Raw genomic sequence first — 20,079 nt, forward strand, 5'->3', positions numbered from 1 at the left:
AGGCAAGGCCTGGTGCTCAGTCGTGGTCGCCGGGCGGGGCCATCTCCGCGGCGACGCCGACGAGGCGTACGGCTCGGGTCCGGTCGGTGCGTTCGAGCAGCGAGGCGGCCGCGTCCGCGATCACTGCGGCATCGGACGTCGGCCCGGCGAGCGTGGTGCTGCGCGTCCGGGTCTCGAACGGGACGTAGCGAATCTTGAGGCGGACCCGGACCGCCGGTCGCCCGTCCTCGACCACGTCGCGCGCTGCGAGGGCAGCGAGCCTGCGGACCTCCGCCTCGACCTCGTCCGGATCACGCAGATCGGTCTGGAACGTGACCTCGTGACCGTGCGACCGCGGCACCCACGGCGTCGGGTCGACGGGCGAGGTGTCGACGCCACGGGCGAGGCGGCGGTACCACGGTCCCATCGTCGGACCCAACGCGGCAGCGAGGACATCCTCGTCGGCGTCCCCGACCTCGCGGACCGTGCTCAGACCGAGTGCGGCGAGCTTGGCCGCCGTCTTGCCGCCGATGCCCCAGACGCCGTCGGCCGGACGCTCACCCATGACCGCCCACCAGGTGTCACGAGTGAGCACGAAGGTGCCGCGGGGCTTGCCGAAGTCGGTCGCGTTCTTGGCGCGGATCTTGTTGTCGCCGATGCCGACCGAGCAGTGGAGGCTGGTCCGGTCGAGGACTCGCGACTGGACCTGGCGGGCGAACGACACCGCCCCGTCCGCGTCTTGGACGGCGTCCGGCACCGCAACGAACGCCTCGTCCCAGCCCAAGATCTCCACGGCCATCCCGACACTGCGGAGGGCGTCCATCACCTCCGTCGACGCCGCGTCGTACGCGGGCTTGTCGACGGGGAGGAACACGGCGTCGGGGCACTTCTTGGCGGCAGTCCGCAGCGGCATGCCGGAGCGGACGCCGTACTCGCGTGCCTCGTACGACGCCGTGGACACCACGCCGCGCTCGGTTGGGTCACCTCGTCCGCCGACGACGACGGGCTTGCCGGCGAGCTCGGGTTGGCGCAGCACCTCGACCGCAGCGATGAACTGGTCGAGGTCGACGTGCAGCACCCACATCGGTCAGCCTCCGGCCGCGTCCTCGTCGGCGTCGGTCCAGTTGGCGGCGTTCTTGCGGCTCGGCTGCACGCGAGGCGGCTCGCCCGGCATCTTGGGGTAGTCGGGTGGGTACGGCATGTCGCCGAGGCCTTGCTCCTCGTCTCGGGCGTAGAGGTCGAGGAGCGGCTCGAGCGAGCACGCGGTGTCGTCGATCGGCGCGTGGAGGTCGCCGAGCTCGGCGAAGCGCTGCGGCACGGTGTGGAGGTTGAAGCCTTTTGGGTCGTCGACGGTCGCCAGCTCGTCCCAGGTCACCGGCGTGGAGACCGGGGCACCTGGCTTCGGACGGAGGCTGTAGGCGCTGGCGATCGTCCGGTCGCGGGCGTTCTGGTTGTAGTCGACGAAGATGCGCTCGCCTCGCTCCTCCTTCCACCACTTGGTCGTCACACCCTCGTGGCGCCGCTCGAGCTCACGCCCGAACGCGATGGCCGCGTGGCGGACGTCGGTGAACGACCAGCGCGGCTCGATGCGGACGTAGACGTGCACGCCGCGGTTGCCGCTCGTCTTGGGGAATCCCACCATGCCGAGGTCGTCCAGCAGGGCACGCGCCTCACCGGCCACGCGTACGGCGTCGGCGAAGTCGGTGCCCGGCTGCGGGTCGAGGTCGATGCGCAGCTCGTCGGGGTGCTCGGTGTCGTCGCGACGCACTGGCCAGGGGTGGAAGGTCAGCGTGCCCATCTGGGCAGCCCACGCGACCGTCGCCAGCTCGGTCGGGCAGACCTCGTCGGCCTCGCGGCCGGACGGGAACTCGATGCGTGCGGTCTCGACGTACGGGGGAGCTCCCTTGGGGATGCGCTTCTGGTAGAACGCGTCGCCGCGGTTGTCGGCACGCGTCGACAGCGTCATGCCCTCGCGCACTCCCTTGGGCCAGCGCTCAAGAGTCGTGGGGCGGTTGCGCAGCGCCCGCATGATGCCGTCACCCACCGAGACGTAGTAGGCGACGACGTCGAGCTTGGTCACCTCGGCCGACCACGGCGTCGCCTCATAAATGACGCGGTCAGGGCTGGTCACGCGGACCGCGCGTCCGTCGGCCTCGATCTCGGCTGCATCGCTTGCCATGAGGTCAACCTAGGGGGTCTCGGAGACAGTCCGCCGAGGTCACGACTGCGTGACGTCCGGCAACTCATCGGTCCCGGGACAGCGACCAAAGTCGGCGGCGAGCTGACCCTCCGACGATTCGACTCTCCTGACGAGACCGACCAGGCGGCACGGCCGATACTGGCCCAGTGAGCGACGACGACAGTGACCGGGGCGCGATCACGCTCGTGCCCGAGCCCGGGCACCACGGCTCCTTCACCCTCCGCGTCGGGGGAGCGGCCCAGTCGCACGTCGATCTTGGCGACCCGACACGGCTGGTCTTCGAGTACGTCCAGCGCATCGCCGACACGTTGGACCACCTGCGCCCTCCGCCAGAACGCCTCACGATCATCCACGTCGGCGGCGCCGGGTTGACGCTTCCCCGGTACGTCGCCGCGACCCGCCCGCAGTCGGCACAGGTCGTGCTGGAGCCGGACACCGCCCTGACCGCGTACGTCCGTGAGCGTCTGCCCCTGCCTCCGCGCAGTGGGATCAAGGTCCGTCCGGTCGACGGGCGGACCGGGCTCGCGGCGCTGCGGGACGCGTACGCGGACGTCGTCGTCCTGGATGCCTTCGCCGGGCCCGTGGTGCCGGCCGAGCTCACGACGGTGGAGGCTTTCGCGGAGGTGTCCCGGACGCTGCGGCCCGGGGGAGTGCTGCTCGGCAACCTCGCCGACCAGGCGCCTTTCGCCTATCTGCGGCGAGTGGTGGCCGCGGCGCGCGGCACGTTCCCGGAGGTCGTCGTCAGCGCCGAGCCCGCCACGCTCCGGGGGCGGAGGCACGGCAACCTGCTGCTCGTCGCCGGCCGCGATGCCCTGCCCCTCGGCGAGCTGCGACGCCGCGCGGCCTCCTCGCCGTTCCCGTACCGGATCCTGGGCGGTGCAGACCTGAGCAGCGCCCTCGGCGGCGGGGAGCCGTTCACCGACGACGACTCCTCACCCTCGCCCGGTCCGCCCGGAGGAGCGACGTTCTTCGAGTGAGGAGGGGTGACCGACGTCACTAAGGACATCCTTCGTTGAACGCGCTTCGGTAATAAGGGCACACTGGTGTTGTGAAAAACGTGCGGGTCACTTCTGCCGAGTCTTCGACTCGTCAGCGCGTGGTGCGCACCATCATGCACGAGGGCTCGTCCACAGCCGTCCAGCTCGCCGAGCGGCTCGACCTGACCCCGGCCGCGGTGCGCCGACACCTCGACGCCCTCCACGAGGAAGGGCTCGTCGAGATCGCCGCAGTCCGTGACCGCGGGCAGCGTCGTGGACGCGGCCGTCCGGCGAAGGCGTTCGCCCTCACCGACGAGGGTCGCGAGGCGTTCGAGCAGGACTACGACGACCTGGCACTGAGCGCGCTGCGCTTCCTTGCCGAGACCGTCGGCGAGGACGCCGTCGTCGCGTTCGCGCGACGTCGCGGCGAGGAGCTCGAGCGTCGCCTCCTGCCGCTCATCGAAGACACTGCGCCGGTGCAGCGCCCCGCGGTGCTTGCCGACGCCCTTGCCGAGGACGGGTTCGCCGCCAGCGTGCGGCGTGCCCCCGGAGGCATCCAGGTCTGCCAGCACCACTGTCCGGTCGCTCACGTCGCGGCCGAGTTTCCCGAGCTCTGCGAAGCGGAAACAGAAGCGTTCGCGCGGATGTTGGGACACCACGTGCAACGCCTTGCCACCATCGCCCACGGCGACGGCGTGTGCACCACCTACATCCCTGACACCCCGGCCGACGTCACGACGACAACAGCCCTCACGACCGACGAGAGGACCACCCGATGACCACCACACCGGACACCGGCGTCAGCGGCTCTGCGCCCAACGCCATCGAGCAGGCCAACCCCGAGCTCGAGGGCCTGGGCCGCTACGACTTCGGCTGGGCCGACCCGGACATCGCGGGTGCCACCGCCAAGCGTGGGCTCAACGAGGACGTCGTCCGCGACATCTCGTCCCGCAAGGACGAGCCCCAGTGGATGCTCGACCTGCGGATGAAGGGCCTCAAGCTCTTCGGCCGCAAGCCCATGCCCACGTGGGGGGCGGACCTGTCGGACATCGACTTCGACAACATCAAATACTTCGTCCGCTCCACCGAGAAGCAGGCGACCTCGTGGGAGGAGCTCCCCGAGGACATCAAGAACACGTACGACCGGCTCGGCATCCCCGAGGCCGAGAAGCAGCGTCTCGTTGCCGGCGTCGCCGCGCAGTACGAGTCCGAGGTCGTCTACCACCAGATCCGTGAGGACCTGGAGGAGCAGGGCGTCATCTTCCTCGACACCGACACGGCGCTCAAGGAGCACCCGGAGCTGTTCCAGGAGTACTTCGCCACCGTGATCCCGGTCGGCGACAACAAGTTCTCCGCGCTCAACTCGGCCGTCTGGTCCGGCGGGTCGTTCATCTACGTGCCCAAGGGCGTCCACGTCGACATCCCGCTGCAGGCCTACTTCCGGATCAACACCGAGAACATGGGCCAGTTCGAGCGGACGCTGATCATCGTCGACGAGGGCGCGCACGTCCACTACGTCGAGGGCTGCACGGCGCCGATCTACAAGACCGACTCGCTGCACTCCGCGGTCGTCGAGATCATCGTCAAGAAGGGCGGCAGCTGCCGCTACACGACGATCCAGAACTGGTCCAACAACGTCTACAACCTGGTCACCAAGCGCGCCATCTGCGAAGAGGGCGCGACCATGGAGTGGGTCGACGGCAACATCGGCTCCAAGGTGACCATGAAGTACCCCGCCATCTACCTGATGGGCGAGCACGCCCGTGGCGAGACGCTGTCCCTGGCGTTCGCGGGCGAGGGCCAGCACCAGGACTCCGGCGCCAAGATGGTCCACGCCGCGCCGCACACCTCGAGCTCGATCATCTCGAAGTCGGTGGCGCGTGGCGGCGGCCGCGCGTCGTACCGAGGCCTGCTCCAGGTCCAGGAGGGCGCTGAGCACTCCGCGTCCACGGTCAAGTGCGATGCGCTGCTCGTCGACGACATCAGCCGCTCCGACACCTACCCGTACGTCGACGTCCGTGAGGACGACGTGTCGCTGGGCCACGAGGCCACCGTCTCGAAGGTCAGCGACGACCAGCTCTTCTACCTGATGAGCCGCGGGATGGAGGAGGACGAGGCGATGGCGATGATCGTGCGTGGCTTCGTCGAGCCCATCGCGCGCGAGCTCCCCATGGAGTACGCGCTCGAGCTCAACCGTCTGATCGAACTGCAAATGGAAGGTGCCGTCGGGTGACCGCCCCCACAACTACGACAACCCGTCCCGCAGGGCCGCTGGCCGGCCCGGTCGAGACCCAGGTCATCAGCCACCTGCACCCGGAGGGGTCGTTCGACCCCGCCGACCACGAGGTGCCCAAGGGGCTGGAGGAGATCTGGCGCTTCACCCCGCTGAAGCGCCTGCGCGACCTGCACAAGGACGCCCCTCTCGACGGTCACGACTACGAGGTCGAGATCGACGCCGCGCCCGAGGTCCGCGCCGAGTCGGTCCTCGTCGAGGACTCGACCGTGCGCGGCACCTCGACGTACGTCCCCGTCGACCGGATCTCCGCCCGAGCTTGGGAGGCGTCTGACCGTGTCTTCACGGTGACGGTCCCCGCGGAGACCGTGGCCTCGAAGCCCACCTGGGTGACGTTCCGTGGCACGGGGTCGGAGAAGGCCGGCGCCGGCCACGTCGTCATCACGGCCGAGCCGTTCTCCCGGGCCACCGTGGTGATCGACTACGTCGGGTCGGCCACCTGGGCCGAGAACGTCGAGATCGTCCTCGGCGACGGTGCGCAGCTGACGGTCGTCGCGGTCCAGGACTGGGACGACGACGCCGTCCACGTGTCGCACCACCACGCCCACATCGGGCGCGACGCCAACCTCAAGCACGTGCTCGTCAGCTTCGGCGGCGACCTCGTCCGGATCAACGCGTCGGTCGAGTACGCCGGCACCGGCGGCAACGTCGACATGCTCGGCCTCTACTTCGCCGACGCCGGCCAGCACCTCGAGCACCGTCTCTTCGTCGACCACAACCAGCCCAAGGGCCGCAGCAAGGTCGAGTACAAGGGCGCACTGCAGGGCAAGGACGCCCACACCGTGTGGATCGGCGACGTGCTGATCCGCAAGGAGGGTGTCGGCATCAACACGTACGAGAGCAACGACAACCTCGTCCTGACCGACGGGGCGCGTGCCGACTCGGTGCCCAACCTCGAGATCGAGACCGGCGAGATCGAGGGCGCGGGCCACGCGTCGACGACCGGCCGCTTCGACGACCTGCACCTCTTCTACCTGCAGAGCCGCGGCATCCCCGAGGTCGAGGCGCGCCGGCTGGTCGTGCACGGCTTCTTCAACGACGTGATCCGCCGTACGGGGGTGCCCGAGATCCAGGAGCGCCTCCTGCAGACGGTCGAGACCGAGCTCGCCAAGCACGTCGGTGTCGCCGACGTGGTCGCCGGGGCGTGAGCCGATGAGCGGCTTCACGCACGCGGCTGAGCTCGCCGACGTCCCTGACGGGGGAGTGCTGGCGGTCGAGGTCGAGGGCCTCGACCTCGCACTCGTCCGTTGCGGTGACGAGGTGTTCGCCGTCCGTGACGAGTGCTCGCACGCCGCGGTTCCACTGTCGGAGGGGGAGGTGGAGGACTGCACGCTCGAGTGCTGGCTCCACGGCTCGCGCTTCGACGCACGGACCGGCGAGGTGCTCAACCTGCCCGCGACCGAGCCTGTGCCGGTCTATCCCTGCAAGGTCACCGAGGACGCGACCGTCCTCGTCGACGTGACCAGCCCCAGCATCTGATCCTCACAAGAAACGACGGAGTCACCACACATGTCCACTCTCGAGATCCGCGACCTCCACGTCTCGGTGGCCACCGAGGACGGCGCCAAGGAGATCCTCAAGGGCGTCAACCTGACCGTGAAGTCGGGCGAGACGCACGCCATCATGGGCCCCAACGGCTCGGGCAAGTCGACCCTCGCGTACTCGATCGCCGGCCACCCCAAGTACGACATCACCTCCGGCTCGGTGACCCTCGACGGCGTCGACGTCCTCGACATGACCGTCGACGAGCGCGCGCGTGCGGGCCTCTTCCTCGCGATGCAGTACCCCGTGGAGATCCCGGGCGTCTCGGTCGCGAACTTCCTCCGCGCCGCCAAGACCGCCATCGACGGTGAGGCTCCGCCGCTGCGCACGTGGATCAAGGACGTCAACGGCGCTCTCGAGCGGATGACGCTCGACAAGACCTTCTCCCAGCGCTCGGTCAACGAGGGCTTCTCCGGCGGCGAGAAGAAGCGCCACGAGATCGCCCAGCTCGAGCTGCTCAACCCGAAGTTCGCGATCCTCGACGAGACCGACTCCGGCCTCGACATCGACGCTCTGCGCATCGTCTCCGACGGCGTCAACCGCTTCTCGGAGCAGGGTGACCGCGGCGTCCTGCTGATCACGCACTACACACGCATCCTGCGTTACATCAAGCCGGACTACGTGCACGTGTTCGTCAACGGCAAGGTTGCCGAGGTCGGCGGCGCCGACCTCGCCGAGGAGCTCGAGGCCAACGGCTACGACAAGTACACCAAGGCCGCCGTCTGATGAGCGTCCCCGGCGGATACGACGTCGAGAAGGTTCGGGAAGACTTCCCGATCCTCGGTCGGACCATGGCCGGGGACCGCCCGCTCGTCTACCTCGACAGCGCGAACACGTCGCAGAAGCCGACGCAGGTCGTCGACGCGATCACGGAGCACTACCTCCGCCATAACGCCAACGTCGCGCGTGCGATGCACCAGCTGGGCGCGGAGGCGAGCGAGGCGTTCGAGGACGCGCGGACGACGATCGCGAGCTTCGTCAACGCCCCCTCTCGCGAGGAGGTCGTCTTCACCAAGAACGCGTCCGAGGCGCTGAACCTCGTGGCCAACGCGTACCGCAACGCCGAGGGTGACCTCGCGCTGCGGCCCGGTGACGAGATCGTGATCACCGAGCTCGAGCACCACTCCAACATCGTCCCGTGGCAGCTGCTGGCACAGCGGACGGGCGCGACGCTGCGGTGGTTCGGGCTGACCGACGAGGGACGCCTCGACCTGTCGACGCTCGATGAGCTGATCAACGAGCGGACGCGGATCGTGTCCGTGTCGTGGGTGTCCAACATGCTGGGCACCGTCAGCCCGCTCGACGTCATCATCGCCCGGGCGCACGCCGTCGGTGCCGTCGTCGTGGTCGACGCGTCGCAGGCCGTCCCGCAGATGCCCGTCGACCTGACCGCGCTCGGTGCCGACTTCGTCGCCTTCACCGGCCACAAGATGGTCGGTCCGACCGGCATCGGCGTGCTCTGGGGCCGCATGCCGCTTCTCGAGGAGCTCCCGCCGTTCCTCGGTGGTGGCGAGATGATCGAGACCGTGACGATGGAGCGTTCGACGTACGCGCGGCCGCCGGCCAAGTTCGAGGCCGGCACGCCGCCGATCGTCCAGGCGGTCGGGCTCGGCGCCGCGGCCGACTACCTCGCGTCGCTCGGCATGGAGAACGTCGCCGCGCACGAGCGCGAGATCACCGCGTATGCGTTGAAGCGGCTCGGCGAGATCGACGGCCTCACCATCGTGGGGCCGACCGAGGCCGTGGAGCGCGGGGGAGCGGTGAGCTTCGTGGTCGACGGGGTGCACCCGCACGACGTGTCGCAGCTGCTCGACTCGTACGGCATCGCCGTACGCGCGGGTCACCACTGCGCCAAGCCGGCCCACCGGCGCTTCGGTGTGCAGTCGACGACCCGCGCGTCGTTCTACCTCTACACGACCCAGGCCGAGATCGATGCCCTGGTCGAGGGAATCGAACGCACCCAGAAGTACTTCAAGGTGGTGTGACGACGATGAACGTGGACGCCCTGTACCAGGAGATCATTCTCGACCACTACAAGAAGCCCCACGGCAGCGGACTGCGCGACCCGTACGAGGCTGAGGTCCATCACGTCAACCCGACCTGCGGCGACGAGATCACGCTGCGCGTGCACCTCGACGGTGACCGGGTCGCCGACGTCTCGTACGACGCCGAGGGCTGCTCGATCAGCCAGGCGTCGGCGTCGGTGCTCAACGACCTCGTCGTCGGCAAGACGGTTGCTGAAGGGCTGGCGGTGCTCGACGAGTTCCAGACCCTGATGCAGGGCCGCGGACAGGTCGAGCCCAACGAGGACGTGCTCGAGGACGGCATCGCCTTCGCGGGGGTGGCGCAGTTCCCCGCCCGGGTGAAGTGTGCGCTGCTGTCGTGGATGGCATGGAAGGACGCGACGGCCCAGGCCGCCGCGCAGGAGAGCCAGGAGACCCGATGAGCGACACCGCACCGAGCCAGACCACCGACGACCTTCCCGAGGTCGATCTCACCCCGGTGGGCAAGAGCGTGACCACGCCCGAGGACGTCAACGAGGCGATGAAGGACGTGGTCGACCCCGAGCTCGGCATCAACGTCGTCGATCTCGGCCTCGTCTACGACGTCGAGGTCGACCCGGCCAACAATGCCGTGATCGACATGACGCTGACCTCGGCGGCGTGCCCGCTGACCGACGTCATCGAGGACCAGACCCGGCAGGCGCTGGAGGGCATCGTCAACGACTTCCGCATCAACTGGGTGTGGATGCCGCCGTGGGGCCCGGACAAGATCACCGACGACGGCCGCGAGATGCTTCGCGCCCTCGGCTTCAACGTCTGAGGGTGACCAGGACCGTCCTCGTCCCGCACGACCGGCTCGCTGGCTGGGTGGAGCGTTTCTCCGCCCGGCACGGGGAGCCGGTCGTTGCGCGTGAGGGCGCCGAGGTGACGTTGACCGCCCCCGACGGAGCGGTCGCCTCGTACGAGGAGGTGCCTCCGCCGGAGGACTTCGGGATCGTTCTGGTCCGCCGAGGCGGGTACGCCGTCGGCTCTGTCGAGGGCGGGGCGCTCGCGGCTCACAAGACCGGGACGCGCTACGTCCAGGGTCAGACCAAGGCGGGTGGCTGGAGCCAGCAGCGCTACGCGCGGCGGCGCGCCAACCAGGCCGACGCGCTGGTGGAGGCGTGCGCCGAGGTCGTACGCCGGATCGTCCCGGAGGGCAGCCTCGTCTTCGGTGGGGGAGACCGGCCGCTGTTCGCGGCGGTGCTCGAGCAGTGCGACGGCCGTACGCCGCTGGTGCCCGCGCAGCGTTGGCTCGAGGTCGGTGACCCCAAGTTCGTCACGCTCCAGAAGGCCGTCGTCGACGCGCGGGCGTACGAGGTGCGGCTCAACGCGCTCGCCTGAAGGCCTGTGGACGACGTCCGCGGGCCGGGAACGGATCTGGCTAGCGTGGCTCCCGTCGAACGAGCACGGCCGCACGGCCAGGACGGAGTGAGCATGAGCAACCAGATCGTGAACCTCGAGGAGGTCGGGCTGCTGTCCCGGTCGGGGCGGGGCTATCAGGCGACAGCCGAGGACAACGTCGGCACCGCGCGGCAGCACCTCTCTCGGATGGAGGGCGCCGAGGCCGGCTTCAAGGGCGCGGCTGGATCGGCCTTCCAGGGTGTCGCGCAGGTCTCTGTGGGCAACCACACGCTGCTGGCGCGTCAGATTGCCGAGCAGGCGCGACGCGCAGTGACCGCCGAGCGCCACGCGGTCGCGGGGGACGAGCAGGCTTCGGCCCGACAGTCGGTGACCCGGTCCTCGACGGAAGCGTTGGCGTCGGCCTTCGCCCGACCGGTCAACGTGTGAGCGCCGCGATGACCTATCAGCTGCGCGTCGATCACGCGGCCATCGAGCAGGCGGGCGCTGACCTCGGGAGCTACGCCGGGACGATCGAGGACTATCGAGACTCGCTTCGCGCAGAGGCGGCGCGTGCTCTGGGCGTCTTCGGAGGCGGCGTCGGGAGCGATGAGCACGAGGCGGCGATGCGCGTCGTCGACCGGCTCGTGGAGGAGCACGTTGCCTCGGTACGCGAGCAGCGCACAGGGGTGGGCGAGGCCGGTGACACGTTCGTGTCCGCGGGGGCCCGGATGCGGGCGGTTCTCGGGGCGGGCGGTCCGCGATGACGACGGCTGCATGGGGGATGCGACCCGACGACCTTCACGGCGCAGGCGCTCGTGTCGCGGCGACCGACGTCGATGCGGCAGCGGCCGCGTCGGCGCTCGTGACCGCCATGGCTGCGGCGCCCCCGGCTGCCCATCACCCCGTACTCCGGGCGGCGCTGGAGCGTTATCAGTCTGTGGTCGCCGGTCCGACGGAGATGCTCCCGAGCACGGTCACCGCTGCTGGGTCACGCCTCTCGACGGCGGCCGTAGACGCTGCGCAGGCGGACGCCGAGGCGGCGCGTGGCCTTCGGGCGGCGGACCGATAGCACCGCGAGTTGCCGGGACGCCGTGACGGCGCGGTCAACCCCTGTCGGCAGCGGGCGTGCAGACCGTCAAAAAGTCCTGGCCGTTCTGGTCGGCCACGTCGGCGGCGTCCTTCCAGCCCACGTCGTCGAAGAGGTAGGCGTCGGCTGGATGCTCCGGTGAGCCGTCGACGACGTCGGACAGGTCGACCACGGATCCCCAGGCGGGCTCGGCGGCGTCGATGACGAGCGAGGCCTTCTCGGCGTCGCGCCAGTCGAAGTCAGATGTCGGCTGCTCGTCAACCGTGAACGCGGGATCAGGCTGCGCGATGTCGAGCTGCTCCACGGTCACACCAGGTGGGGGAGCCGTGAGCACGAGCCGTTGACGCTCACCGTCGGCCGTCGTGAACGTCAGGGCGACGCGAGTCACACCCACGCACGGTGTGCCGGTCCAGATCCTGAGCGTGTCTCCATCGGCGCGGTAGCCGGCCGCACTCGGCAGTGACGGTGCGAACGGAGCGTCCCCGTCGCAGGCGGTCAGGACGGTGGCACCGAGCACGGCGGTGGTGGCCGCGGCGACCCGCCGGCCGGTCGAACCGAGGTGCATCAGTGGTATCCGCCGTCGCGCAGCCCGGCGTCCTGCTCGGTCTCGTTGCCGCCTGTGAGCTGCTCCCGCGCGTACGACCGGATGAAGCCGCCGTATCCCTCCCGCGCCCACTGCTGGGAGTGGCGTTCCTCGTGGTGCAGCAGCCGGTCCAGGTCGAGCTGACCCTGGTAGACGGTTCCGTCGTCGTCGACGTACGACGCGCGCCCCGACTGCGCGACGTCCTTGACGACCTGATCCGGGTCGTCCACGTCATCGATGTTGAGCATGAAGATGTCCCCCCATGCCGTTCCGCCCTTGAGACTGAACATGCCCTGCAGCCAGTTGCCCCCGAGTCCCATGAGCATCCCGTTGGGCGTGGTGACCATGCGTCCGCCGTTGCCGTGGACGAAGCCGACGTCTTGGTCATAGCTCCAGCCGTTGGCGGACTGCCGGTCGATGATCCGCTGGATCTCGGCGGCGGAGTAGGGCGTCTCGGGGAAGTCGTTGTCGGGACTCGCCGCCCCGTAGTCCGTGCCCGCGTTGAGGATGTAGGTCATCAGGACGGCATGGCGTGCGTCGTCGCCGCCGATCCCCGGCGGGAGGAGGAAGAACGACTTGCCGTCGGGGTCGGTCACGCGCTCCATGCCGTCGAACACCTCGAAGTCGTCCGGGCGGACGTCGTGGGTGCGCGCGATGTCGACGATCGTGTCCACGCTGATCCCTCGGCGTGCGGCGTTGGTGAGCCACTCGCGGTAGTAGCCGTCGGGGGCGGGACCGGTCAGGAGGCCTTCGTTGCGGAGGGTGAGCTCCATGACGGCGACCGCGACGACGGGGTGGTTCTCGAGGAACGTCGCGCGCTTGGCCGCCGTCATCGCGGCGAGGTCGAACGGCATCGTCCGCAGCGAGACTCTGGTGAGATCCACGAGGTTGGAGTAGATCGCCGCGGCGAACGACGGCAGCGCGCCGGCGGCGTAGAGCGCCCTCACGTGGTCCGGGTCCAACGGGTCCGACAGCTGTTGCTTCGCGGTACGGGCTGCGTGCTCCAGCGCCTGGAGGATGTAGGGGTACTGGAAGCCGAGCTCTGCCTTCTTGGCCTGCTGCTTCTCCTTGGTCGGCTCCGCTCGGATCTGGCTGTTGAGCCGGTCGATCGCCTGGTTGAAGGTCTCGACCGCCTCCGCGAAGTGCCGGATCGCGCCCGCAGCCACCAGGATTCCCTGGATGAGCGACCGAGCCTTGGTCTTGGTGGCGGTGTCGGCGCCTGTCATGGCATCGGCCACGACTCCGGCGACCCCGTCCTTGGCCGTATTGTGCTCACGCTTGAGATCAGCGTTGAAGTTCTCGACGTCACCGGCCGGCTTGGCCACGGCCTCTGCCTGGGAGGTGAGGGTGGCAGGTGACACGTCGTGCCTCTCGAAGCCTTCGATCAGGAGCGTCGCACCGTGGTCTGGACGCATCCGAGCGGGCCTTCCTGGGAGGACTCATCGAGGATCAGCACTGTATCGACGGCCGGTGTCGGGCGCCAAGGCGCACTGTGGGAGCTCGACCGCGGTGACGCCGCACCGAGATCAGCGCGCGGCGTCGTAGGCGGTGATGTTGGCGTCGACGTTGCGGGCGATCGCGAGCACATCCTCCGTCTTGGGGGTTATCGTCCTATCGGGTGTGCGGGCGTGGACCGCGACCTGTCGGTCGTCGAACACGACGATCACGCCAGTCTTGTCACCGAGTTGCTGGTCCGTGAATCGGCAGCTGTATCCCACGGCGTCCGTGAGGTCGGTGCACCCGAGCGAATCTCTGCTCTCGGTGGCCTTCGCGATCGCCGCGGTGCGGTCGGCCTCGTCTTCGAAGTCGCGCAGGGAGATGTCCAGCAAGAGTCGTCCGTTGCGTCCGACCTCGCATTCGCTGCCCTTCTTCCGCTGAGTCGCCGGTACCATCTCGCCATCCGCGGCGACCACGAGATCACCGGTGATGGTCTCCATCGCCGAGCGGTCCAAGATGCCGCAGACAAGGTCGTCCGCGGTGGCTGGCTCGTCATCGGAGCAACCGCTCAGCACAGTGGTCGCGGCGAGGAGCGCTCCGCCGACGAAAGCAACGCCGCTGTGGCGCCTCCCAGCCATCATTTGCCTCCTCGCAGGGTGGGATCGACAAAGCTCTCCAGGAAGGTGGACTGGTAGATGAACTCCTTGATCCGGTGCCGAGGCTGGTTCTGCGGGTCGGACCAGTCGTGCCACGCCTGCTCGACGGCCGCACGGTTCGGCATGTCCTCGGGCAGCACGGCCCCATCCGCACGATCGTAGAGCTCGGGATGCAGCTGCGGATTGTCTCCACCGGTGAAGAGATCGGGTGAGATGCCGTCGAAGTGGACTTTGTGTGCAGAACCCTCGACGCCGACGGTGATGTCCTGGTCATGGAGGAAGCCGTACTTGTAGAGGTCGGCGAGTGCGGCGTTCTCCAGCTTGTCGGGGATCGAGGCAGTCTCGCGGTCGAGGTACCCGTCGGTGTCTGGCGAGTACTTGACGGCATCCTTCAGCTGGGAGAGCGCCTCGCCTTGGATCGCAGAATAGGAGTTCTTGGCAAGCTCGCTCGCCGTCTCGCCAAGTACGGAGCCCGCTCCGGGGAGGAAGCCGGTCCCGATATCGAGCGCCTTCGACATCAGCTCGCGACGGGCAGTCTCGACGTCGTCCCTCTCGGCACTCATCTCGAGGCCCTGGTTGAACAGGTTGCCCATGACCTCGCCGTGCTGCTGCTGGAGTCCGTGGTAGCCGGAGTTGGCGAGGCCGTCGAGCGTCCTGCTGCCTGCGGGGAACTCGTTGAGGAACGCACCGTTCTGGAGGCGCGTCTCCAGCAGCATCGCGGTGGTAAGGGTCTGCAGACCTGTCTTGTCGTCGCCGCGGCCGATCTCTCCGAGAACAGTCTCGAGCTCGGGACCGGTGAGCACTAGCCGCCCGTCCGCGTCGGCGACGGTGCCGCCGGCGAGCAGCCGGTAGACGTCGTCGGTGTGACCGGAGGCGATCGTGCCCAAGCTGTCGGTCATGTCGGGCCACACGTGCCAGGCATTCTCGTACCACGAGTCCGGGCCGCCGTGACCAGACAGGTCGGCGATCCTCTTGAAGACGTCGGTGGCAAGCTCGGCGCCGAACACCGCATCGCCTCCGGCTCCGATCGTGGCAGCCTCGAGCGCCAGACCGAGGCCGTCGCCTTCGTCGCTGCCGTACCTGGCCGAGAACGTGCGAGCATCGACCTCGTCGCCGTCCTTCTTGCCGATGAGGTAGTCGAGCTTGTCCTTGTCGACGTCCCCGGCCTCGGCCGCGAAGAAGTCCTGAGCGGCCTCCGGCGTCTTCGCCATCCCGGCCAGGAGGTTGGCAAGGCCGTCGTACGGGGTCTGGTAGTGAGCCCTGTCGTCGTACGGGTCGCCGGGCTTGCCCAGGTCGTAGTAGGGCTCCTTGACTCCGTAGCCCTGTCCGAGCCGCTCGTTGAGCGGACCCCACACCGGTCTGCCGTCGTGGCTGCGCTCCCAGTCGTAGACCTGGTTGGTCAGGTCGGCGAGGAACGTCGGGTCGTACGACGCGGTCTTGCCACCGTGCTTGATGAGCATGGTCAGGGCGGCGGCGTTCTCAGGATTCGTCTCGTCGGTGATCGCGCGGAACCACTGGTCGCTGAGGTCCTGCGGCGGCGCATGAGTGCCCACGCCCTTCGTGTACGTCGCGAACGCGTGGCCGGCGCCAGCGAGGAACTCGGCGTAGGCCTTCGCCTTCTCGGCGTGGTCGAGCGGAGGAACCGACGAGCTTGGTGAGAATACGTCGTTGCTGAGGTCGAGGATGGCGTCAGCCATCTGGTTGGGTGTGACGGTGGAGTAGAGACGGTGCGCGAATGCAGCGTCGTCCTTCATCAGCGAGAGGGTCGCGACGGTGTCCTCGTCGATCTCCCTTGCGCGGATGGCCTTCGCAACGGCCTCGGCGACAAGACCCCTCACCGCAGGACTGAGGAGGGCGATGAACTGCGCGTCGAGATCCTTTGCGTGGTCGATGACGTACTTCGCCTGGTCCTCGGCCGACAGGTTCGCCACGTCGTAGGGGAGGGTCTTGAGCTTGACCTTGGACAGGTCGACGACGTTGGAGAACATCGCAGACGCGAACGAGGGGAGTGCGCCCGCCGCGTGGAGCGCGCGGACGTGCTTGGGGTCGAGCGGGTCGGTCAGCTGGCCCTTGGCGGTGCGGGCGGCGGACTGGAGCGTCTCGACGGCGCCAGCGTGCTGACCCGAGAGCGCCGCCTTCTTCTTCAGTTGCTCCTCGCGCGTCTTCTCGGAGCGGATCTGGCTGTTGAGTCCGTCGATCGTGTTGTTGAACGTCTCGACGGCAGTGCCGAAGAGGCGGATCGCGCCGGCCCCGATGGTGATGCCCTGGATCAGGTTCCGGCCCATGTTCTTCGTCGGCGTGTCCGCGCCCTCCATCGCCGTGGCGATCACACCGGCCCGCCTTCGCGGGCGGTGTTGTGCTTCTTGGTGAGGTCGGCGTTGAAGTTCTCGACGTCACCGGCCGGTGCCGCGACGGCATCGGCCTGCGCGGTGATCGTGCCTGGGGAGACGTCATGCCGCTCGAAACCCGCGATGAGCAGAGATGAGGCGCCGCCGCCGTCCTCAACACGCATCCCGAGTCGTCCTTCCTGAGAGGTCACGGACCGTACGGACTGTAGCGAAGTCACAGGCCGCGGTAGACGGGGTCCGGGCCCGTGCACCTGAGCGAGCCGGAGCCGCCGATGGTCGACGGCCGAACTGGGATCGTCGAGCGATTGAGGCGCGTCGCGCGCTTCGCGGAGGGGGTCACCGGGGCGTCGAGGTTTCCCTCGCCGCCAGGTTTCCTCGCGCGTTCTCGATGAGGTCCACGGCAGCCGCTACCACGGCATCGTCGGTGCCGTTCTCCCCGAAGAGCGTCAGATAGACGAAGCGGTCGGGGAGGACGACCCTGGTCTGCGTGCGTCCGTCGGTGCGGCACACGTAACCCGACCCGAGAGCGTCGAGGGTCGGGGAGGTGAAGCAGTGCCCGCCCTGTTCGCCGATCTTCTGCCGGCTGCTGGCCAAGGCGGCAGCCTCGCGTGCCTCCACCCGCGTCTGCTCGGCCTTGTCGGCGATCGGCGACGCAGAGAACCGGACGCGGTGGTCGAAGTCGTCCTCACCCACACCGATGGAGCACTCGATGCGGCCGGAGTCGGGCGCCGAACCGATCTCGGGAACGCCGGTGCCGGAGGCGGTGTAGTCGTCCGACTCGACGACAGCCTCCACGATGTCGACGTCGAACACGCCGCAGACCAAGCCGTCGACCATCTGCACCGCCTCGTCGCCGTCGGCGCGATCGGAGCCGCTGTCGCACCCGGCGAGCGCCAGGGACAGCACCGCGAGGGCAACCACGGCACGGAACCTGCGGCGCATCTCACCCACCGCGCGACTCTTGGTTGCCGTCATCTTCGCGATTCTTGGCGTCCTCAACAGCTTCCTCCTCGGCATTGTTGAACGCCTGGTCCATCGACTCTCTCAAGGTGCCGTAGTTGTTGCCGGCGTCGCTGTCCCACCAGTCGTGCCACGAGGTCGGCGCCGTCCCACCTTCCGCCACGAACTCACGCTTGACGTGGCCGTTGCTGTCGAGGGCATCTCGGGGAAGGTCCTGCCCGTCGTTGCCTGCGGTGTAGCCGTACTGGACGAGCACGTTGGCCAACCCGCCCTGCAGGTTCTCGCGCCACGCGTTGTCCGTGGTGGCGCGGTAGGCGTCCGAGGTCGGTGCCGGAGCGCTCGTGACACCACTCTTGATCGCGTCGAGACCCTGTGACTTCGCGGTGTCGAAGGCCGTCTTGGCGAGCTCGGACGCTCCCTGTCCGAGTACTTCGTTGCCGGGCAGGAAACCGGTCGCGACATCGAACGCCTTCGCCGCCAGCGCCGCCCGGGCCGCCGCTGCCTCTTCGTCATCCATGTCGACGGTGACGGACTGGCCGAGCAGCCGACCGAGCACACGTCCGTTGTCCTCCACCACGTCGGTGAGCTCGCGGTCCGCGCTGTCCTCGGCGAGCACGGACGCGTTCTTGATGTTCTTCATCACCTCGGCAGGGAGCGGCTCGCCCGCGGGATGGTTCGGGTGGGCTGCCCGCCACTCGGCGATCGCCTCGCGCTCGTACTCGGCGATCTCCTCACCCATGCGGTCGTTGCCCTCGATGACGAGCGCCGTGGCAAGCACCTCGATGCCCGACTTGTCGTCGCCCCGACCGATCTCGCCGAGGACCGCGTTGAGGTTGTCGTAGCTGACGGTGAGCTTTCCGTCACCATCGACGCCCTGGCCGTTCGCGAGGGTGCGATAGACGTCCTCGGCGTAACCGGCGCCGATGTTGCCGATGCTGTCGCGCATCTCGCTCCACATGTGCCACTCGTCGCCGATGCCACCGCCCCCGGTGCCCTGCTTCTTGGGATCGAGGAGGTGGTCGGTGTTGCCCGTCCCGCTGTTCTCTCCGATCAGGGTGAACACCTTCGACGCCAGTGCGGCAGCACGCTCGTCGGTGTAGTCGCCCAGCGAAGGGGGACCGCTGTTCTCGCCTGAGCGCAGGTGCCCCGTGGTGGCCGCCTCCAGCGCCTCACCCAGGCCGTCTCCCTCGTCGCTCCGCGTCACTCCCTCGGAGGAGAAGGTGCGTTTGAACATGAGGTACTCGAGGCGATCGTCGTCGACGCCGTCTCCGTCGCTGAAGAATCGCTGGGCGCCCTCGGGGGAGCTGCCCATCGCCCCGAGCAGGTTGGCGAGACCGTCCGTCGCGTGGCCACCCTCGAAGGTGTAGTTGGTCTCGTCTTCGTAGCCGTTGTTGAAGGTGTACTCGTTGAGCGTGACACGGTCGGGATCGCGGATCCACTGCCCGCTCGCCTCGGCCAGAGGACCCCAGACAGCATCGTCTTGGTCGCGCTCCCAGTCCAGGACCCTGCTGCTGAGGTCCGAGATGAAGGCCGCGTCGTACTCGCCGCCGGCTTCGCCGCCCTCACGCAGCAGCAGCGTCAGCGCGGCGGCGTTGGTCGGGTTGTCCCGGTCGGTGATCGCGTCGAACCACGTGTCGGTGAGCTTGTCGGCGTCGACCGTGCGACTGTACGTCGCGAGGGTCACGCCGGCGGCGTCGATGAAGTCGTCGTACAGCGCGAGCTTGTCCTTGGCCGTGCCAGGGAAGGTCGCGCCGTTGCGGTCGGGGCCCACGCCGAAGAGGTCCAGGTTGATGTGGGCGATCGCCTTGGAGAACTCGTCGGGGGTAACCGTGCTGTAGAGCGCCTTGGCGAACGCCGGGTCGTTCTTGAGAGAGCTGAGGACATCGACGGTGGCGCGGTCGATCGCCTTGTTCTTGATCGCGGCGCCGACGTCCTGGGCCACCATCTGCTTGGCCGCGGGACCGAACAGCGCGATCAGCGCGGGATCGAGAGTCGCGGCGTTCTGCTTGATGTAGTCGGCCTGCTCGCGATCGGTCATGTTGGCGAGGTCGACCGGAAGCGCCGTGAGCTTGACCTTGGTCAAGTCGGCGACGTTGCTGAACATCGCGGGCGCGAAGGAGGGGAGGGCGCCGGCGGCATACAGAGCACTGACGTGCTTGGGATCGAGCGGGTCGGTCAGCTGGCCCTTGGCGGTGCGGGCGGCGGACTGGAGCGTCTCGACCGCGCCGGCGTGCTGACCGGAGAGCGCCGCCTTCTTCTTCAGCTGATCCTCGCGCGTCTTCTCGGAGCGGATCTGGTTGTTGAGTCCGTCGACCGCACCGTTGAAGGTCTCGACGGCGGTGCCGAAGTGCCGGATCGCGCCGGCCCCGATGGTGATGCCTTGGATCAGAGTGCGTGCCTGGTTCTTGGTCGGCGCGTCCGCACCCTCCATCGCCGTGGCGATCACACCGGCCACGCCTTCGCGGGCGGTGTTGTGCTTCTTGGTGAGGTCGGCGTTGAAGTTCTCGACGTCACCGGCCGGTGTCGCGACGGCATCGGCCTGCGAGGTGATCGTGCCTGGGGAGACGTCGTGCCGTTCGAAACCCGCGATGAGCAGAGATGAGCTGCCGCCGCCGTCCTCAACGCGCATCC

General features: G+C 68.6%; 22 protein-coding genes. 13 read left to right on the forward strand and 9 right to left on the reverse strand.

From position 1 onward, the window contains the following. Positions 1-16: 16 nt before the first annotated feature. Positions 17-1,063: a DNA polymerase IV gene (locus KV100_RS03895; RefSeq protein WP_220341581.1), complete on the reverse strand. Its 1,047-nt coding sequence runs from the start codon at positions 1,061-1,063 to the stop codon at positions 17-19. Between the two features lie 3 nt (positions 1,064-1,066). Then, positions 1,067-2,158, reverse strand: coding sequence for a non-homologous end-joining DNA ligase (gene ligD, locus KV100_RS03900; protein WP_220341582.1), 1,092 nt, complete (start codon positions 2,156-2,158; stop codon positions 1,067-1,069). 167 nt (positions 2,159-2,325) lie between these two features. Here ligD and KV100_RS03905 point away from each other — a divergent pair, with 167 nt between their 5' ends. The 13 genes from KV100_RS03905 to KV100_RS03965 all read left to right on the forward strand — a co-directional run bounded on the left by KV100_RS03905 (position 2,326) and on the right by KV100_RS03965 (position 11,446). Further along, entirely contained in the window at positions 2,326-3,156 is an 831-nt protein-coding gene (locus KV100_RS03905) for a fused MFS/spermidine synthase (protein ID WP_308291327.1), read from the forward strand. A 119-nt stretch (positions 3,157-3,275) separates the two neighbouring features. Further along, positions 3,276-3,935 (forward strand): helix-turn-helix transcriptional regulator, encoded by a 660-nt coding sequence (locus tag KV100_RS03910; RefSeq protein WP_374226655.1) that lies wholly within the window; start codon positions 3,276-3,278, stop codon positions 3,933-3,935. Further along, complete coding sequence (sufB, locus tag KV100_RS03915) at positions 3,932-5,389, forward strand: Fe-S cluster assembly protein SufB (protein ID WP_220341583.1); 1,458 nt, start codon at positions 3,932-3,934, stop codon at positions 5,387-5,389. Before KV100_RS03910 ends, sufB begins: the two co-directional genes overlap by 4 nt. Further along, positions 5,386-6,597, forward strand: coding sequence for a Fe-S cluster assembly protein SufD (sufD, locus tag KV100_RS03920; protein ID WP_308290193.1), 1,212 nt, complete (start codon positions 5,386-5,388; stop codon positions 6,595-6,597). Before sufB ends, sufD begins: the two co-directional genes overlap by 4 nt. Positions 6,598-6,601: 4 nt before the next feature. Next, a complete protein-coding gene (locus KV100_RS03925; RefSeq protein WP_220341584.1) occupies positions 6,602-6,928 on the forward strand; it encodes a non-heme iron oxygenase ferredoxin subunit in 327 nt (108 codons plus the stop codon). A gap of 30 nt (positions 6,929-6,958) precedes the next feature. Next, a complete protein-coding gene (gene sufC, locus KV100_RS03930; RefSeq protein ID WP_220341585.1) occupies positions 6,959-7,717 on the forward strand; it encodes a Fe-S cluster assembly ATPase SufC in 759 nt (252 codons plus the stop codon). Further along, the gene (locus KV100_RS03935) at positions 7,717-8,976 is read left to right on the forward strand and encodes a cysteine desulfurase (protein WP_220341586.1); all 1,260 of its coding nucleotides are present in this window, start codon (positions 7,717-7,719) and stop codon (positions 8,974-8,976) included. Before sufC ends, KV100_RS03935 begins: the two co-directional genes overlap by 1 nt. Before the next feature lie 5 nt (positions 8,977-8,981). After that, positions 8,982-9,437, forward strand: coding sequence for a Fe-S cluster assembly sulfur transfer protein SufU (gene sufU, locus KV100_RS03940; RefSeq protein ID WP_220342493.1), 456 nt, complete (start codon positions 8,982-8,984; stop codon positions 9,435-9,437). Then, positions 9,434-9,814: a metal-sulfur cluster assembly factor gene (locus tag KV100_RS03945; RefSeq protein WP_220341587.1), complete on the forward strand. Its 381-nt coding sequence runs from the start codon at positions 9,434-9,436 to the stop codon at positions 9,812-9,814. The genes sufU and KV100_RS03945 overlap by 4 nt, the downstream gene beginning before the upstream one ends. 2 nt (positions 9,815-9,816) lie before the next feature. Further along, positions 9,817-10,377, forward strand: coding sequence for an acVLRF1 family peptidyl-tRNA hydrolase (locus KV100_RS03950; RefSeq protein WP_220341588.1), 561 nt, complete (start codon positions 9,817-9,819; stop codon positions 10,375-10,377). A 93-nt stretch (positions 10,378-10,470) separates the two neighbouring features. After that, entirely contained in the window at positions 10,471-10,824 is a 354-nt protein-coding gene (locus KV100_RS03955) for a hypothetical protein (RefSeq protein ID WP_220341589.1), read from the forward strand. Positions 10,825-10,832: 8 nt separating this feature from the next. Continuing rightward, positions 10,833-11,141: a WXG100 family type VII secretion target gene (locus KV100_RS03960; protein ID WP_220341590.1), complete on the forward strand. Its 309-nt coding sequence runs from the start codon at positions 10,833-10,835 to the stop codon at positions 11,139-11,141. Further along, entirely contained in the window at positions 11,138-11,446 is a 309-nt protein-coding gene (locus tag KV100_RS03965) for a hypothetical protein (protein ID WP_220341591.1), read from the forward strand. Before KV100_RS03960 ends, KV100_RS03965 begins: the two co-directional genes overlap by 4 nt. Positions 11,447-11,480: 34 nt before the next feature. Here KV100_RS03965 and KV100_RS03970 read toward each other — a convergent pair whose 3' ends face one another. The 7 genes from KV100_RS03970 to KV100_RS04000 all read right to left on the reverse strand — a co-directional run bounded on the left by KV100_RS03970 (position 11,481) and on the right by KV100_RS04000 (position 20,077). Continuing rightward, entirely contained in the window at positions 11,481-12,029 is a 549-nt protein-coding gene (locus KV100_RS03970) for a hypothetical protein (protein WP_220341592.1), read from the reverse strand. Continuing rightward, complete coding sequence (locus tag KV100_RS03975; RefSeq protein ID WP_220341593.1) at positions 12,029-13,462, reverse strand: hypothetical protein; 1,434 nt, start codon at positions 13,460-13,462, stop codon at positions 12,029-12,031. Before KV100_RS03975 ends, KV100_RS03970 begins: the two co-directional genes overlap by 1 nt. Before the next feature lie 111 nt (positions 13,463-13,573). Continuing rightward, positions 13,574-14,122 carry a hypothetical protein gene (locus KV100_RS03980; protein WP_220341594.1) on the reverse strand — a complete coding sequence of 183 codons (549 nt, stop codon included), beginning with the start codon at positions 14,120-14,122 and terminating at the stop codon, positions 13,574-13,576. Beyond that, entirely contained in the window at positions 14,122-16,470 is a 2,349-nt protein-coding gene (locus tag KV100_RS03985) for a hypothetical protein (protein WP_220341595.1), read from the reverse strand. The genes KV100_RS03980 and KV100_RS03985 overlap by 1 nt, the downstream gene beginning before the upstream one ends. Next, positions 16,467-16,652: a hypothetical protein gene (locus KV100_RS03990; RefSeq protein WP_220341596.1), complete on the reverse strand. Its 186-nt coding sequence runs from the start codon at positions 16,650-16,652 to the stop codon at positions 16,467-16,469. The genes KV100_RS03985 and KV100_RS03990 overlap by 4 nt, the downstream gene beginning before the upstream one ends. Before the next feature lie 172 nt (positions 16,653-16,824). Then, positions 16,825-17,463: a hypothetical protein gene (locus tag KV100_RS03995; RefSeq protein WP_220341597.1), complete on the reverse strand. Its 639-nt coding sequence runs from the start codon at positions 17,461-17,463 to the stop codon at positions 16,825-16,827. Then, a complete protein-coding gene (locus KV100_RS04000; protein WP_220341598.1) occupies positions 17,432-20,077 on the reverse strand; it encodes a hypothetical protein in 2,646 nt (881 codons plus the stop codon). The genes KV100_RS03995 and KV100_RS04000 overlap by 32 nt, the downstream gene beginning before the upstream one ends. Positions 20,078-20,079: the final 2 nt, after the last annotated feature.

Source organism: Mumia sp. zg.B21 (assembly GCF_019550855.1).
Taxonomy (GTDB): Bacteria; Actinomycetota; Actinomycetes; order Propionibacteriales; family Nocardioidaceae; genus Mumia.